The 15,940-nt window shown below is 34.5% G+C and carries 15 protein-coding genes, 1 tRNA gene and 2 pseudogenes; 5 read left to right on the forward strand and 13 right to left on the reverse strand.

The genetic code is table 11. From position 1 onward, the window contains the following. Positions 1-72 precede the first annotated feature (72 nt). Positions 73-858, reverse strand: a complete 786-nt coding sequence (locus OOL05_RS01725) for an NAD kinase (RefSeq protein ID WP_010402806.1) — start codon at positions 856-858, stop codon at positions 73-75. Positions 859-879: 21 nt separating this feature from the next. Beyond that, on the reverse strand, positions 880-1,092 hold the full coding sequence (gene rpmE, locus OOL05_RS01730) for a 50S ribosomal protein L31 (protein ID WP_006013575.1): 213 nt from the start codon (positions 1,090-1,092) through the stop codon (positions 880-882). A 125-nt stretch (positions 1,093-1,217) separates the two neighbouring features. Between rpmE and fabD the strand changes: the two genes are divergently transcribed. Then, entirely contained in the window at positions 1,218-2,183 is a 966-nt protein-coding gene (gene fabD / locus OOL05_RS01735; RefSeq protein WP_264730796.1) for an ACP S-malonyltransferase, read from the forward strand. A 223-nt stretch (positions 2,184-2,406) separates the two neighbouring features. Next, positions 2,407-2,541 carry a hypothetical protein gene (locus OOL05_RS01740; protein WP_264730568.1) on the forward strand — a complete coding sequence of 45 codons (135 nt, stop codon included), beginning with the start codon at positions 2,407-2,409 and terminating at the stop codon, positions 2,539-2,541. A gap of 59 nt (positions 2,542-2,600) precedes the next feature. Here the strand turns inward: OOL05_RS01740 and gpmI are convergent, their stop codons facing one another. Next, a complete protein-coding gene (gene gpmI / locus OOL05_RS01745) occupies positions 2,601-4,097 on the reverse strand; it encodes a 2,3-bisphosphoglycerate-independent phosphoglycerate mutase (RefSeq protein ID WP_264730570.1) in 1,497 nt (498 codons plus the stop codon). A 195-nt stretch (positions 4,098-4,292) separates the two neighbouring features. Here gpmI and OOL05_RS01750 point away from each other — a divergent pair, with 195 nt between their 5' ends. Further along, positions 4,293-5,027: a leucine-rich repeat domain-containing protein gene (locus OOL05_RS01750; protein WP_264730572.1), complete on the forward strand. Its 735-nt coding sequence runs from the start codon at positions 4,293-4,295 to the stop codon at positions 5,025-5,027. An 87-nt stretch (positions 5,028-5,114) separates the two neighbouring features. Here OOL05_RS01750 and OOL05_RS01755 read toward each other — a convergent pair. After that, positions 5,115-5,186: transfer RNA gene (locus OOL05_RS01755), tRNA-Asn, on the reverse strand. Positions 5,187-5,662: 476 nt separating this feature from the next. After that, positions 5,663-7,183, reverse strand: a complete 1,521-nt coding sequence (purH, locus tag OOL05_RS01760) for a bifunctional phosphoribosylaminoimidazolecarboxamide formyltransferase/IMP cyclohydrolase (protein ID WP_264730589.1) — start codon at positions 7,181-7,183, stop codon at positions 5,663-5,665. 161 nt (positions 7,184-7,344) lie between these two features. Here purH and OOL05_RS06820 point away from each other — a divergent pair. After that, positions 7,345-7,474 (forward strand): annotated as a pseudogene (locus OOL05_RS06820) (WPE palindromic element domain-containing protein); the annotation flags it as partial. Between the two features lie 87 nt (positions 7,475-7,561). On the opposite strand, the gene fmt reads toward OOL05_RS06820, so the two are convergent. The 6 genes from fmt to OOL05_RS01790 all read right to left on the reverse strand — a co-directional run bounded on the left by fmt (position 7,562) and on the right by OOL05_RS01790 (position 11,819). After that, positions 7,562-8,461 carry a methionyl-tRNA formyltransferase gene (fmt, locus tag OOL05_RS01765; RefSeq protein WP_064085375.1) on the reverse strand — a complete coding sequence of 300 codons (900 nt, stop codon included), beginning with the start codon at positions 8,459-8,461 and terminating at the stop codon, positions 7,562-7,564. A gap of 12 nt (positions 8,462-8,473) precedes the next feature. Next, complete coding sequence (gene rplT / locus OOL05_RS01770) at positions 8,474-8,830, reverse strand: 50S ribosomal protein L20 (RefSeq protein ID WP_063630562.1); 357 nt, start codon at positions 8,828-8,830, stop codon at positions 8,474-8,476. Between the two features lie 21 nt (positions 8,831-8,851). Then, on the reverse strand, positions 8,852-9,058 hold the full coding sequence (gene rpmI / locus OOL05_RS01775; RefSeq protein WP_010402777.1) for a 50S ribosomal protein L35: 207 nt from the start codon (positions 9,056-9,058) through the stop codon (positions 8,852-8,854). Between the two features lie 98 nt (positions 9,059-9,156). Next, positions 9,157-9,600: a PAS domain-containing protein gene (locus OOL05_RS01780; protein WP_264375720.1), complete on the reverse strand. Its 444-nt coding sequence runs from the start codon at positions 9,598-9,600 to the stop codon at positions 9,157-9,159. Between the two features lie 211 nt (positions 9,601-9,811). Further along, complete coding sequence (locus tag OOL05_RS01785) at positions 9,812-10,573, reverse strand: hypothetical protein (protein ID WP_264374978.1); 762 nt, start codon at positions 10,571-10,573, stop codon at positions 9,812-9,814. Between the two features lie 289 nt (positions 10,574-10,862). Next, complete coding sequence (locus OOL05_RS01790; protein WP_064085574.1) at positions 10,863-11,819, reverse strand: hypothetical protein; 957 nt, start codon at positions 11,817-11,819, stop codon at positions 10,863-10,865. 218 nt (positions 11,820-12,037) lie between these two features. Here OOL05_RS01790 and alaS point away from each other — a divergent pair, with 218 nt between their 5' ends. After that, entirely contained in the window at positions 12,038-14,611 is a 2,574-nt protein-coding gene (gene alaS / locus OOL05_RS01795; protein WP_264375723.1) for an alanine--tRNA ligase, read from the forward strand. Positions 14,612-14,900: 289 nt separating this feature from the next. Here alaS and nth read toward each other — a convergent pair whose 3' ends face one another. Together nth and OOL05_RS01805 are read right to left on the reverse strand one after the other, a co-directional pair. Continuing rightward, positions 14,901-15,539, reverse strand: coding sequence for an endonuclease III (nth, locus tag OOL05_RS01800; protein WP_108784611.1), 639 nt, complete (start codon positions 15,537-15,539; stop codon positions 14,901-14,903). Positions 15,540-15,560: 21 nt separating this feature from the next. Continuing rightward, positions 15,561-15,932 (reverse strand): annotated as a pseudogene (locus tag OOL05_RS01805) (molecular chaperone DnaJ); the annotation flags it as partial. Between the last annotated feature and the right edge of the window lie 8 nt (positions 15,933-15,940).

Consider the following 15,940-nt stretch of genomic DNA (forward strand, 5'->3'; position numbering starts at 1 on the left):
AATTAATTACAATGTTATGTTGATTACGCTATAGTTATTAAGATATAGTGAATACTAATTTAAGAATAAATATTAGTATAAGAACTGCTGATCAAAGATCCTTTCATTCAAAGGGCAATCTTTGTCAAAAAGTAGAGTGACTGTATTTTCGTGATCTTTCTGTATTTTTACCTGCGATATGTCGTGAAATTCCTTGTAATCTGATACTACAAGTGCTGGACGATTTTTCACATCATTGATATCAATTTGCACTATTGTATCATTTGAGATTAGCGCTCCATTCCAACGCCTTGGGTAGTAGCTATTAATGGAAGTCAGTGCAAGTAAATTTGAATTAAGTGGTAAGATTGGCCCACCGGCAGAGAAGTTATATGCAGTGCTACCTGTTGGGGTAGACAATATAATTCCATCTCCTCTGAATTTTTCTACTTTTAGCTTATCATTAATGGTAATATTCATCTCCACTATTTGATTTGCATTTCTAAAGACATACACTTCATTTACTGCGATGTAATGGTGTTTTTTGCCACTTATGTCTGTGGCTTCCATTTTTAGTAAAGTTAGCTGAGTAGGAACTGCATGTTCTATATGATCAATTAGATCTTCAAAGCATTTATTCATCAAAAATCCGACGTTACCGGTATTTATTCCATACACATGTATATCTTTATTTCCTATGACGTAGTTGTGTAGGGTGCGTAGCATAAAACCATCGCCACCAACAACTATCAGCAGATCAACTTCATGCTTACCTGCTTCTGCTATATTGATAAAATTGAGTTTCTGTAGTAGTTTAGATACTTCCTGAGACTTGGGTAGCGAAGAAGCAATATAGCCTACATTTTTATATTTATACATGTTAAATAAAGAGGGGAGGAACTAAAAAAGACTCCCGTATTTATCATTAAACTTAGCTATTTTACTATCCTTCTCCCCTGAACCGCTTGTCAAACTTCCAGTCCATGCAGGATGAGTAAGAGGATCTCTATCAAGCTTTATTCTTTGACCTTCTTTTCCATAAGTGGAATAAGTTTCAAACTCTTGACCATCTGTCATAACTATAGTAACTTTGTGATAGTCGATTTCTGCCATTGTTCTTACAAATTTCTTACCAGCTAAGATTTTAGTGAATCTGGTTCATTTGGTCAATCATTATTGTGAAATATTGACAAAAAATAAATAAAGTAGTATTCTCAATGAAGAATGAAAAACTTTTTATGATTTTTGCTTTTCCTGGTCAGGGCTCCCAATTTGTAGGAATGGGAAAGAGCTTATATGATGAATTTTCAGTTGCAAGGAACGTATTTGATGAAGTAGATGACATATTGGGTAGAAAGCTGTCTCATTTGATTTTCAATGGCCCTATTGAGAAATTAACCATCACGGAAAACGCTCAGCCAGCTATAATGGCAGTGTCAATTGCAACGCTACGTGTTATGAAGCACGTATTTGGTGAATCTCTTTACAGCGTTCAGTATGTTTGTGGGCATTCAGTTGGCGAGTATACAGCGCTGTGTGCTGCAGGGGCATTGACGCTTGAGTCTGCAGTCAAGTTGCTAAAAGTTCGTAGCGAAGCAATGCATGAAGCTTCACTAAAATGCAAAGGTGGAATGTTTGCTCTACTTGGAGCAGAAATAAGTGAAGTAGAAGGTATATTAAAATCAGCTCAAATTGATTGTGAAATTGCAAACGATAATGGTGGTGGGCAGGTAGTGGTGAGTGGTACTGCAGAGGCTCTTGAGGTCTTACCTGATTTATTCAAAAACTCAAGTGTCAAGAAAATGATAAAATTACAAGTTAGTGGGCCTTTTCATTCATCTTTTATGAAACCTGCTGATGAAAAACTTCTGGAATTTTTAAAAAGCATCAACATAACTCGCCCTTCGATTCCTTTTGTATCAAACGTTACAGCTAAGGAAGAAAGTGATCCAGAGATCATAAGAGCTTTGCTCGCTAAGCAAGTTGTAAGTAGAGTAAGATGGAGAGAGATGGTTTTATATATGATAAGCCATGGCACTAATAAGTTTGTTGAAGTTGGCCCTAACAAAGTTTTATCTAATCTAGTTAAAAGAATTGACCAATCTATCAGTGTGAAAAATATAGATAGTATTGGTGATATTAATAGCTTCTTTGATGAATCATTAGTACTAACAGCGAAAAATTTAAAAGTTGGGTTAAGTTAAAGCATATCTATGTAATATCATTCAAGTAGCTAACACTAGTTCCTTTATGATGGTGTCATCCCAGTGCTTGGCACTGGGATCCAGATTGGGCATTAAGTTGGTAAACACTTTACAACGTTTTTTGTATAAAAGGACTGGATGCCAATGTCAAGCACTGGGATGACACCGAATAGGCTACTTGAATAATACCGAAAGAGCTACTGGAACGACAAGGTGCTACTGAATGACACCTCTGGGCACTGCCGTCATAAATCTGCTACTTTCTCGTGACGCTGGAATCCAGGAGTCAAGAAGAATGGGATCCCAGCACTGGGATGACACTGAAGGGGCTACTGAAATAACACCGGGACTACTTTGAGTGACACCCTTACGATGTTTCAAACTACAACAGCTGTGCATAGAGAGTAATGCGAAAAATTATACAATCAACGAACTACCTGTCATTTCATTTGGCTTTTTGAGTCCAAGTAGCTGTAAAATAGTAGGAGCAATATCAGATAATTTTCCATCTCTCAGTTTTAAATTTTCACAAGATATAATAAATGGAACTTTATTTAGAGTGTGCGCTGTGTGAGGTGTATTATTTTCTTCATCGAACATACATTCCACATTACCATGGTCTGCTGTAACAATGAGTGCAGTATTACCCACTTCTTTGACAACGCTGAGTACTTTTGCAAGGCAATCATCTACAGCGAGCACAGCTTGCTCGGCTGCTTTTATATTACCTGTGTGTCCCACCATATCAGGGTTAGCGTAGTTTACAACTATCAGCGCAAATTCTTGAGAATGAATTTTTTTTACAAGCTCTTCTGTGAGCTCAAAGGCTGACATTTCAGGCTGCAGGTCATAAGTTTTAACTTTTGGTGAAGGAATGAGTATTCTTTCTTCACCAGAAAAAGGTTCTTCTCTTCCACAATTAAAAAAGAAAGTCACATGCGCATATTTCTCAGTTTCTGCAATGCGCAGTTGCCGTAATTTATTGTCTTCTATTATCTGTCCCAAAGTGTTGGCAAAAGATTCAGGAGGAAAGAGATAAGGGATTTTTAAGTCCGCTTTATATTGCATCATACTTAAAATTGAAGAGAATTTTGCCACTTCAGTATAGCCTGCTTTACCAAGACAAATACTTGCCAATTGTATCATTCGATCAGCACGAAAGTTAGCCAATAGCAATCCATCTTCTGGTTTTATACCTTGATAATCGCCTATTATTGCGGGCCTGATAAATTCATCGGTTATATTATTTTGATAATTTTCATCAATAAGCGATACTGCATCATCATAACGAGGCGCCTTTGCAAATGCGATGGCTTCATAAGCTTCAATTGTTCTTTCCCACCTATTATCACGGTCCATAGCATAATAACGCCCAGAGACAGTGGCGATTCTTATATCATTTTCCTTTATGCTTTCTGTAAATTCTTGAATGCATCTTTTCCCTGAATTTAGCAGTGTGTCTCTGCCATCTAAAAATGCGTGTATTACAACTTTAATTCCGCGCTGTGATATCTTGTTTGCTAAAGCTGAAATGTGCTTTTGATGCGAATGAACACCGCCATCTGATATCAATCCCATTATATGGCATATGCCATTCTTACTTTTTAGATCATTAATAAAATTCTGTAGATTTGCATTATTTTCTATCGTTTCGATTGCTTGATTAATACGCTGAAGGCTTTGCATTACCACTCTACCGCTACCAATATTCATGTGACCAACTTCTGAATTGCCTATTTGGCCTTCTGGTAATCCAACATCAGTTCCACAGGCAGATAAACTGCACTTTGGATAATTAGAGCTAATATGTTGCCAACAAGGTGGATTTGAATTGCTAATAGCGTTGTATTTACTATTTTCTATTCCATTACCCCAGCCATCTAGTATACATAAAACGACTGATTTAAAGTTCATATAGAAGTTAACATCGAAACCCTCAATGGTACCAAAAACAAACTCTTCTCACAACTTTTGTGTTAAAATAAGAGATAGAAAAAGCTGCTTGGAGGCAATGGTATATGAAGTTTTTCATAAAATATTTTATTAAAGTGATTGACAGTTGCTGAAGTGTTTACTAAAACACTTGCATAGCTTTAATAGTGAGGTCAAATGAGTTATAGTCAATATGTAAAGGATAATACTTTAGCAACATCAGGTGCTATAATTAATGTTGATAGATTAGTAAACTTTTTAAAAAACAATACAAACATTACAAGACTTATTTTACGATGTTCAAAAATTAATTATGAGTTTATAAAAGAATTAGCTCAGCTTTCTCATCTTACTTCACTTGATCTAAGTTGCAGTTATGTTGGTACAGAAGGTGCAAAGATTTTAGCAAGCGGGAATCTTATAAATCTTACTTCGCTTGATTTAGGAGGAAACGAAATTGGTGATGAAGGTGTAGAGGCTTTAGCCAGTGGAAATCTTACAAGTCTTACTGAGCTTAAATTATATGATAATAAAATTGGCGATAGGGGGGCAAAAGCTTTAGCAAGTGGAAACCTTCAAAAGCTTATTTTACTGAGTTTAGGATGGAATGAAATCAGTAATGAAGGTGCAGAGGCTTTAGCAAGTGGAAATCTTAAAAATCTTATTACACTTAAAGTATATGATAACAGCATTAATTACAGAGATATACAGACTTTGGCGAGTGGAAATTTGGTGCGTCTTACTTCGCTCATTTACAATTATTGCAGTATTGATGAAACATTGCCAAAAAATGTCCTTCCTCAATTAAAAAGGAAATGTAATAAAAGAAAAATAGGAGAGGAGCCAGATAGCAAGCTAAGTGAAGCGCAGACATCTTTGCATTTTGACAGTAAAGGCTTTAAAACTATATAACTTCACACGTTTTGTCTGTTTAAGAGACAAAAAAAAGGTAGTGAATTTTGGGCTAAAAGTGAAATGTACAGATTGTATAAAATAGTGCTCCCCGGGCCGGATTCGAACCAGCGACCAATTGGTTAACAGCCAACTGCTCTACCACTGAGCTACCGAGGAATAAACTGCTTTCAACTTATCACATTGAACGCCGATTGTAAACGATTTTTATGTAGACTTTAGACCTAGATATCATTCCAGTGCATGGAGCTGTAATCCAGTCTTTCTTACCAACAAAAACTTAGAATAACTTTTGTTCTTAAAAAATTTCTAGATTCCAGACTCATGTTTCAATGTTAAACAAGGTACAATAGAATTGAGTAGGGTAATTTCTAGGGAATTATTATATTCTAGAAAAAGTAAAATGTCATCCAGATAGGCTAATGTACAAGGTAAGCTGAATGTCTATAAGGAAAAACAGCAAGGCATTTTAGGATTTGCTATAAATCGCATCAGGAGCTCAAGAGTACAGCTTACAATTACAGATAGGTATAGTTGAGTTTAAAGTAACTACATAAATTTACTACAATTTTCATACCTATAAGCTGCTATGCAACAAAGCCCTGTGTGGGTATAATTTTGACAGGATACAAAGCTTAATGGAGAAAGTTACGAACATCAGTGAAAAACATGGCAATTTTATTCTCATTTGCAGCTGCTATCACGTCTTGATCTTTCAATGAGCCACCTGGCTGAATTATAGCTGTAATTCCATGCTTTGCACTTTCTACTATACTATCTGGAAATGGAAAAAATGCATCCGAAGCAAGCGCTGCGCCTTTACATTTTTCACCTGCTTTTTTTACTGCAATATTCACACTATCTATTCTGCTTGTTTGTCCTGCACCGATGCCAATAGCACAACCGTCTTTTGCTATCACTATTGCATTGGATTTTACATGTTTACATATTTTCCAAGCAAAAATAAGATCTTCCTTCTCTTTTTTTGTTGTAGTGCATTCTGTCACTCGGTTTATTTCTTCTACTTTTACTGTATGGTTATTATTTTCTTGCACTAAGAACCCGCCAACAACATTTTTGATTTGATATTTTGCATTTTGCTGAAGAGATTGATGAATAATCACTCTTAAATTTTTCTTTTTTTGTAAAATTTTTAGTGCCTCATTGTTTACCGATGGTGCTATCACCACTTCCAAAAATATCTCGTTTAATTTCTCTGCTAGCTTTAAATCTATCTCCCGATTGAAAGCAACTATTCCACCAAAACTGCTTATTTCATCACATGATAGAGCTTTTTCATATGCTTTTAAAGCACTATCACTAACAGCAGCGCCACATGGATTATTGTGCTTTATTATCACTGCTGCAGGTTCTTGAAACTCAGAAATTATGTTAAGTGCAGACTCTATGTCGACTATATTATTATAGCTCAACTCTTTTCCATGTATTTTCTCCAGTGGATACTTGCTAAATTGATTGCTATAAAATGCAGCTTTTTGATGAGGATTTTCACCATATCTGAGTCCTTGTGCTTTACATCCATATAAAGTAAAAAACTCTGGTAACTCATTGCTTTTACCCTGTGATAAAAACCAATTGTAAATATTAGAATCATACTGTGCAGTCAGAGCAAATGCTTTAGTTGCTAGATGTTTTCTATATTCTAATGTTGTCTGATTGTTATTTTTGATCATCTCAGCTTTCAGTGTTTCGTAATCTTGAATGCTAGAAATCACTGAAGTGAAATGAAAGTTTTTTGCTGTAGCTCTAATTAATGCTACTCCACCTATATCTATTTGTTCTATGATTTGCTTCTCACTTGAGTTGCTATTAACCGTTTTCCAAAATGGATATAAGTTAGTTATAAGCAGATCTATCGGCTTAATTTCTAGATTCTGCATTTCCTTTTCGTGCCTTTTTCGATCACAGAGTATTCCTCCATGAATTTTAGGATGTAAAGTTTTCACTCTGCCATCTAGTATTTCTGGAAATTGTGTGTAATCTGAAACTTCTTGCGTTTTTATTCCCGCACCTGATAGCACTTTATAAGTATTCCCTGTTGAGAGAATTTCTATTTGTTGCTGCATCAAAAACGATGCAAGTTCAATTATATTTGTCTTATCGTGTACTGATATTAAAGCTCTTTTAATTTTCATATGGAAGGTTTCTTAAGATTATATCTAAGAAAAGAAAATTTGTCTATATATAGCTACTACGTCATACCACTGCGGTATCTCGTTGTAGATTCCGCTAACAAGCACATAGCTGTACGAACATTGTGATACAAGAGACCAAGAAAGATGTCATCCCAGTCTGGGATCCAGAAAACTTCACTTTAAATGAGCACACCAGGTGGCTGTACAATAGAAACTGGATTCCAGACTGGAATGACACCATCTACTACTCAAATTACCTGCAAATTGCAATGTTCGTACACCAAAACGCGGTATCTTGTTGTAGATTCCGCTAACAAGCAGCGGAATACCAAATTGTAGAAGTTGCTTTAGCTCTCCTCACCCTCCTTTCAAAGTAGTCTATTCTATAAATTTTTTTGTTAAACTTGATTTTAAGCCACGAACAAAGTCTTTAATATCGCAAGGATTTCTTCCTTCCATTTGTACAACTTTAGGAATTAAAGTACCACCTTTTAAACTTATATGCATATTATCATTAATGATCTCACCTTGTCCTGAAGTGAAGGCTTCAAATTCAGCATCAAGTATCTTGATACGTTTATTCTCTACCTTAATGAATGCTTTTGGATAAAATGCTTTAACCTTTCTATAAGCAATTTCACAGGCGTCACTTGCGTAAATTTTATAGTCTTTTACTTTGTCAGCATAACACGCATCGTTATCGCTCTGTTTTAAGGGAACTTGCTTTTCAATTTCGTTTAGTACTTTCAGCAGTAAATCACTACCTAATTCAGACAATTTATCATACAACGTCTTATAATTATCGCTTTTTTCAATAAGAAATTTTTTCTGTTTTAAAATAGGGCCAGAATCTAAACCTTCATCTAGCTGCATAATGCTAACTCCGGTTTCTTGATCTCCGGCTAAAATTGTGTGCTGTATCGGAGCTGCACCGCGCCACCTAGGCAGCAATGATGGATGAATATTAATACAACCATATTTGGGAATATTTAAAATTTCTTTTGGAAGTATCAATCCATACGCAGCAACAACTGCAACGTCTGGCTTAAAATTTCCAAACTTTTCTTGCTCTATCGAAGATTTTAAAGAGGCAGGAGTACATACCTCTATGTCACTTTTTTCAGCAACGATGTGTACTGGGGATTTTGTTAACCTCTGCCCACGTCCAGAAGGTTTTGGAGCTTTGGTATATACTGCTACTATTTCACTCTGTAATTTCAATAGTAAGTTTAACGCACCAACAGCAAACTCCGGTGACCCCATGAAAATAATTCTCATGGTGTTTTTGCTTTAAGCTAACTTACTATTTACAATTTCTATTAATTTAGCAAAATCATCCTTATGATTAACAGCCATCTCAGCAAGAATTTTCCTATTTAAATCAATTTCAGCAAGTTTAAGACCATGCATAAATCTACCGTAAGTAAGTCCATGTTCTCTTACTGCTGCATTAATACGTATTATCCACAAACCACGAAAATCACGTTTACAGGTTCTTCTGTCTCTGTAAGCATATTGGAGTGCTTTTTCAACTCTTTGTAATGCAATTCTATAACAATTTTTTGCCCGTCCTCTATAACCCTTTGCTAGTTTCAATATTTTTTTATGACGAGCATGAGTAGTGACTCCACGTTTTACTCGAGCCATTTTTATTTTACCTCCATTTTGTTAAATACCATAAGGCATATAAAGCTTAACTATACGCGAGTCAGATTTACTAAGAATCGTCGTACCACGCTGATTACGAATATTAGATTTACTTCTCTTTACCATACCATGTCTTTTACCTGACTGAGTAGAGATGACTTTACCCTTAGCTGTAAGGTGAAAGCGCTTTTTGACAGAAGATTTGGTTTTTAATTTTATTTTCGTCATATTCTAAACAAATTTACAAACACCACTATTTAGTTCTTTATTAGTAATTAAGTATGAGTATAGATAACTTTATTAAAAAATCAAATTAAAATTGTATTTTAAAGCAGCTTGAATGTAATCACACCCAGTATATGTGTTATACCTTCTTTATCTCCAATTGGCAACAATACTTGTCTCATTTTAACACTTTCACTTTCTTCCTCTTCGTTAATTGGGCATTTACTTTCTATTATAGTCTCAAGTTTATCAATAACTGCATCTATTTTATATAGCCGCAAAAATGGTGCATCAATTGCATATTTATTATCGATGTACATCTTTTTTTCAAAACCATAAAATTCAATAGCTTTTTCTCCTGCATTTTCACAAATATAACCTCGATCTTTAACTTCAATGATAAAACAATGCTGCCATGACTCCATGATTTCTGCAGTGTCTATTTCATGTCTTTCTGGCCATTCTCTATCTGATCCTTTTATATCACTCCAATGTTGAGTAACTATATTCACTATTCTTCTTTCTTTGCCTGCATAATTTTCCATTCGAAATTCCACATATAAAACACAGATATGAGGTAAATTTATCGTGAATGTATTGATTTTTTCTTACTAAAGGATGTAGATTATTGAAAATTCTCATCCTGTTTACACAACAGGTAATGATAAATTAAGTATAATAATTAGAGCATAAAAATTATTAAATGAGGAAACTGTAAAAAAATAATAAAAAAATTCTATTTTTGCAATATTTTGGCTAACGAATAGAATTAGTTCCACTTTCTAAAGTTATTGCACTTAATAAATAACTAGATGGAGTTTCTTCCTTAGCACTACTATGGCTTTTATTTTTTCTATTATAAAACCAACATTTAAATGGTACAGCTGCTGCGATAGCTGCTACCAAAGCTACTGTTACTGCTAACATACCTACTGTGAACACTATATTATTTTTCTCGTTTGAAGGTGTTTCCAATAATTTAAACTCTCTCAAGTTTGTATCATGAATCATAGGATTACCCAAAATATTCGTCGTATTTTGAACACTTTCTATATTTCGCATTGTAATTCCATTGCTAGCGTTTGATTTTTTCATTTCTTCCATTACTTGTTTTAAGTTTGGTAGTTCTGCTGTTGTATTTTCAATATCACCAGCTTCCAGCTTTTGCAAGTTCTCATTACTCAAAAACTCTTTGAGATACTTTTCATAAAACTCTTTGGCATTATATCTTTTATAACTTCGTATTTTTCCACTCTTGAGATCAGAAACAATATCATCAATCATCACTTTTGGATTTTCTGCATGCACTATTTCTCCTTCAGCAACAAGAATACGATAAGATGTATCGTCAAGCATACATACATACTTAAGTTTTAAATCACCTCCTCCCAATAGAAAATATATTGTTCTGTTTTGTTCTACATCTCGCAATTCTGATTCAATACTAATCCATCTATTCCTTTTTTCTTTATTGATTGATCTTTTTTTTCCTACAGTATTTTTAAATCTTCTTGACATATATGACCCCCAAGCTGACCAATATTTCCTTATGTATAAAAGATAAATTATTTAAGTCCACATCTTTTCACTAAGATTTTTATATTTTTATTATACTAAATAATACATATATTAATATCTGAATTTCTCATTGCAATTTATTATACCTTAGTAAAAACGATATAAAATTAGAGAAAGAGTTATAAAATTTTTTGTAAGACAGGAAAATTTCTTCTCCTTTGGTTCCAGAGCATATAAGTGCTGTAAGAGCTAAGTTGATGGCACTGTTGTGCCATCAAACTCTGGAATCTTACTCGACACTAATCTGAGAAGATAGATGTGCTACCGATGTAGCATTGCTGAGCAAAGATTCTATTTCTGATGTAGATCCGGAATGCTCAAGTTGAGCTTGTTCAGGAAGGTTTTTCATCGCTTTTTCAACATCGTAGCTACCTTCCCTATTTTTTCTATGCCATACAAAGTATCCTAATCCTGCAAAAGCTACTGCTAGCACTCCACCCAATATACCACCAGCAATCCCTGCTATTCCTATATACTGTCCTCCATTTATTTCGGGTAATTTAGGCCCTTCCACATCTGTGCTATTAAATATAGAATGATCTAACACTTCTTGTGAATTACTATCAAAACGGGAAACACTACTTATATCTTCAGGAGTAATTCCATAACTAGCATTTGATTCTTCTATTTCATTTATTACGTCATTAATCTCTTTAGTAGTTACTTTGCTTGATGCAAAATCGAATTCTTGTTTTGTTAAAGAAGCTGATTCGATAGTTACATCTTCCTGCATCTGATAATCAATTTCTTCAGTAGTAGATTCTCTCAATTGGCTATTTTCATCAGTTCTTTCTTTTAGCTTTTTTGAACTATCCTTACCCAATTCATCTACAAGGTTTTTTAGATATATTTTCTTAAATTCTCTATAATTATATTCTTTACCTTTTTCTATTTCTCCACTCTTAAGACCTAAAATAATTCCATCTATTGTCGATTCACGAATTGCTTGAGGAATGTCTATTGAATTTACTATTCCTGTAACCAAGCCTATCTCAGCTGCTCTAGAAGATATAGAGAGGTCTTTTACTGTTAAATTCTCTCCTTTAATTAAAAATTCTACTCTTCTGTTTTGTTTTATACTTTCCAAGTCAGATACAATTCTAATTGTTGGACCATCCATCTCCTGCTTATTTGTTGTTTCTCTCTTTCGCATGCTATTCTTAGTGTTTTGGAATTTTTTTGGCATTTCACACTCCTTAAATGAATTAATAAAAGTATTATTTGAATTAACAAATACTTCTCTATGTTAGTGGATAAAATATTTAAACCTATATCTTTTTATTAAAATTTTTATGTAAAAGTTACCTTTGTTATACTAAGTAATGTATATATTAATATTTAGATTGATAAATTGATTTTACTTCTGTTACAACTTATTATGCATAGACAACCTCAGTAAAAACGATGAAGCTAAACGAAATTAGAGAAAGATTTATAAAATTTTTTGTAAATAATAATCATGAGCAAGTTCCTTCTTCTCCTTTGATTCCAGAGCATGATCCAACACTCATGTTTACAAATGCTGGTATGGTACAGTTCAAAAACATCTTTACCGGCACGCAAAAAACTGAAATGAAACGTGCCGTCTCAAGTCAAAAGTGTCTCAGAGCAGGTGGTAAACACAATGATCTTGAAAATGTTGGCTATACATCTCGGCATCACACATTTTTTGAAATGCTCGGAAATTTTAGCTTTGGTGATTACTTGAAAGAAACTGCGATAGAATTTGCGTGGAAATTTATTACTGAAGAATTGTCTCTTGATAAAAACAGACTATCCATAACTGTTTACCACACTGATGATGAAGCATATGAAATTTGGCGTAAGATAAGTGGCTTTTCAGATGATAAAATCATAAGAATTACAACAGATGATAACTTTTGGAGCATGGGCAATACTGGTCCATGTGGCCCATGTTCTGAAATCTTTTACGATCATGGAAATTCCGCTTTACATGAAGACGACAGAATTGTTGAAATTTGGAACCTGGTGTTCATGGAATTTAATAAAGATGAAGAAGGTAATTTACAAAAATTACCAAAAAAATGCATCGATACCGGAATGGGCCTTGAAAGAATAGCAGCTGTTATGCAGAACGTTCATGATAACTATGATATTGACCTATTTTCTGCTCTGGTAAGTAAATCGCAAGAGTACTGTGGAAATACGGAAAATAAAGTAGCTCATAAGATTATCGCAGATCACCTTCGTGCAGCTGCATTTCTCATCGCAGAAGGAGTGCTTCCTGGAAATGAAGGAAGAAATTATGTACTACGCAGATTGATCAGGAGAGCAGTACGTTATATCCACCTACTTGGATATAATGATTCTCTATTGAACCTTGTTTTTCCTGCACTCATAGATGGCACAAGTTTGGCTTATATGGGAGATGCTTATCCAGAGCTAATCAGAGCTAAAAGCTTAATAGAAACAACGTTAAAATCAGAGGAAGAAAACTTTAAAGACACTTTAATGAAAGGCATTAATCTCTTGGACAAATTCACTGCAGATTTAAAATCAGGTGACACTCTATCTGGAGAATCAGCATTCAAACTATATGACACTTATGGATTTCCTTTGGATATCACACTTGATATTTTGAAAGAAAGGAAAATAAATTTTGACCAAAAAGGTTTTGATAATGCAATGAAAGAGCAAAAAGAAAGAGCACGTGCTAATTGGACTGGATCTGGTGAAAAATCTGTTGAACAAGTATGGTTTAATTTAATCGATCAGTTTGGCAAAACGGAATTTGTTGGTTATGAACGTGATGAAGTAAAGGATGCAACAGTACTCGCAATAATTTCCTCTAAAAATGAAGTAATTGATTCTGCAAAAGAAGGAGAAAAGATAACTATTATACTTGATAAAACACCTTTTTATGGAGAGTCAGGTGGACAAGTGGGAGATATTGGAAATCTTATACAGTCTGATGGAAGTATGGTAACAGTCGAAAATACCAACAAGATTAATGACTTGTATTTGCACAGGTGCGTCGGCTCAATTTGTAAAGGTAACACAGTTACAGCTAGTATTAATAAAAAAAGAAGACAAGACTTAAGAAGAAATCATTCAGCTACACATCTTCTACACTTTGCACTCAGAAAAATCTTAGGTGATCACGTTACTCAAAAAGGTTCTCTAGTCGCACCAAATAGACTAAGATTTGACTTTAGTCACAATAAGCCAGTCACTCAGGATCAGCTGTCTTCAGTAGAAGATATAGTAAACTCTCTAATCAGAGAAAATCTTTCTACGTCCACAAAAGTTCAAGGTATGGATGAGGCAATAGACGAAGGAGCGATGGCCTTATTTGGTGAAAAATATGGTGATAATGTTAGGGTTGTAAAAATTGGAGATTCAAAAGAATTATGTGGTGGTACACACGTGGAGCGTACCGGAGAAATTGGTTTGTTTAAGATAGCAGCAGAATGTTCCGTTGCATCTCGAGTAAGAAGAATTGAAGCTTTAACCGGTCAAGAAGCAATTAATTATGTACGCAATAACGAAATTAGCTTAAAAAAAGTTGCAGAATGCGTAAAAGCACCAGTAAATGAAATAATAAGTCGACTCAGTATTTTAAGCCAGGAGCGCAAAGAATTTGAAGTCAAAATAAAAAATCTTTATAAAAAGCTTATCAGTGTAGAAACTGTAAAAAGTACCGAAATAAATGGAATAAATTTCGTAAGCCACACTTTCAATAACGTTCCAGGAAGTATAATAAGGGAATTTGCTCTACAGCAACAAAAACCGAAAACTGTAATAGCCTTCATGGTAACAGAAAAGGATAAAACAGTTTTGATTGTCAAAGTAAGTAAAGATTTAACTAATAAGATCAATGCAAAAGAGCTAGTATCTACTGTAACCAGAAGGGATTGCGGTGGAAATGCCGAACTTGCCCAAACAGGCTGTGATAACAATAAAATAGATGATGCCATTACAGCAATCCATAGCAAAATAACAGCTTGCAAAAACTAATACACTCTACTGCCTCGGTATCTTTTAACCATGAGCGAAGGTGTTATGCAAATCGGGGTAGAGAAGACTTAACTGTCAAATGAGCATATCAGGTAATAAGAACTGGATTACAGCTCCATGCTCTGGAATGACATCATTTTATTCATCAAAGTAGCAGCTTTATAACGGCAGTGCACAGAGGCGTCATCAAGTAGCCCTTCATTGTCATCCCAGTGTCAGCTACTCGGATGACACCATCATAGAGATCAGCTACTTGGATGATAAAAGTAAGAAATATCGAAGTGTTGTGCTAGACTTTATACCTCTTACATTCAAACTCACATAAATCATGAATTATGCATGTTTCACACGAAGGTTTTTGCGCTTTGCAAACATATCTACCATGCAAAACTAGCCAATGATGAGCATAAAGTAGGTATTTTTTTGGCACTACATTCAAAAGAGACTGCTCTGTTTTAAGTACATCTTTTTCTTTCACAAGCCCAACTCTATTGCTCACTCTAAAAACGTGAGTATCAACTGCCAATGTTGGAATACCAAGCCCTGAATTTAAGAATACATTAGCGCTCTTTCTCCCAACCCCTGGTAAAGATACCAAATCATCGAAATTAGTAGGCACTTTGCTATTGTACCGCTCAATCAATATTTTACTGAGCCCGATTATATTTTTTGCTTTAGAATTATATAAACCAATACTGCTTATGCATTTTCTCAGCTCACTTTGCCCAAGATTCAACATTTTTTCTGGCGTATCAGCGATACTAAATAGCTCCTTTGTAATTTTATTAACACTTATATCGGTTGTCCGCGCTGACAGAACTATTGCAACTAATAACGTAAAATGATTGGTATAATTTAGCTCTATTTTTGGCGCAGGATTTGACTGTTGAAATTTTTCAAATATTAATTCTACTTTTTTTGAGTCCATGCATAGAGCTAAAAGCTTATACTATACTGTTTGCTGTGCAAATTCAATTGCTCGAGGATGAGGTAGTCCTTCAGTATTAACATCAGACATATCAGTTTTTACCTCATCAAAATTCCTTTCAGCAAACTCGCTTGCTACTTCTGCAAAACATTTTCTAACAAGAGGCATGATAATTGGCATTAACAGTTTTCGTGGATCATACCGTCCTAACAGATTAGTTTCCTTTTGTACTCTATCTCTTGGATCCTCTTCTAGTAAATCTTTCATGTGTTTTTCAGTGTATATTTCACAACCTTTTGAAAATGTAGGACTAAATATCTCAGTAGCTAGCAGTGCTAACAATGACAAAGTACCAAATATTGTTACATCAACATAAAGACTATTAGAAATAAACCCTCTAT

Source organism: Wolbachia endosymbiont (group B) of Episyrphus balteatus (genome assembly GCF_947250575.1).
In the GTDB taxonomy this organism is placed as follows: Bacteria; Pseudomonadota; Alphaproteobacteria; order Rickettsiales; family Anaplasmataceae; genus Wolbachia.

Bases quoted from the DNA above. Each gene is read 5' to 3' on its own strand.
- fmt (WP_064085375.1), bottom strand. From the start codon at position 8,461: ATGAGAATTATTTTCATGGGGTCACCGGAGTTTGCTGTTGGTGCGTTA.
- nth (WP_108784611.1), bottom strand. From the start codon at position 15,539: ATGGACTCAAAAAAAGTAGAATTAATATTTGAAAAATTTCAACAGTCA.
- alaS (WP_264375723.1), top strand. From the start codon at position 12,038: ATGAAGCTAAACGAAATTAGAGAAAGATTTATAAAATTTTTTGTAAAT.
- OOL05_RS01790 (WP_064085574.1), bottom strand. From the start codon at position 11,819: ATGCCAAAAAAATTCCAAAACACTAAGAATAGCATGCGAAAGAGAGAA.
- purH (WP_264730589.1), bottom strand. From the start codon at position 7,183: ATGAAAATTAAAAGAGCTTTAATATCAGTACACGATAAGACAAATATA.
- rpmI (WP_010402777.1), bottom strand. From the start codon at position 9,058: ATGACGAAAATAAAATTAAAAACCAAATCTTCTGTCAAAAAGCGCTTT.
- rplT (WP_063630562.1), bottom strand. From the start codon at position 8,830: ATGGCTCGAGTAAAACGTGGAGTCACTACTCATGCTCGTCATAAAAAA.
- OOL05_RS01740 (WP_264730568.1), top strand. From the start codon at position 2,407: ATGACACCTCTGGGCACTGCCGTCATAAATCTGCTACTTTCTCGTGAC.
- OOL05_RS01725 (WP_010402806.1), bottom strand. From the start codon at position 858: ATGTATAAATATAAAAATGTAGGCTATATTGCTTCTTCGCTACCCAAG.
- fabD (WP_264730796.1), top strand. From the start codon at position 1,218: ATGATTTTTGCTTTTCCTGGTCAGGGCTCCCAATTTGTAGGAATGGGA.
- gpmI (WP_264730570.1), bottom strand. From the start codon at position 4,097: ATGAACTTTAAATCAGTCGTTTTATGTATACTAGATGGCTGGGGTAAT.
- OOL05_RS01785 (WP_264374978.1), bottom strand. From the start codon at position 10,573: ATGTCAAGAAGATTTAAAAATACTGTAGGAAAAAAAAGATCAATCAAT.
- OOL05_RS01750 (WP_264730572.1), top strand. From the start codon at position 4,293: ATGAGTTATAGTCAATATGTAAAGGATAATACTTTAGCAACATCAGGT.
- rpmE (WP_006013575.1), bottom strand. From the start codon at position 1,092: ATGGCAGAAATCGACTATCACAAAGTTACTATAGTTATGACAGATGGT.
- OOL05_RS01780 (WP_264375720.1), bottom strand. From the start codon at position 9,600: ATGGAAAATTATGCAGGCAAAGAAAGAAGAATAGTGAATATAGTTACT.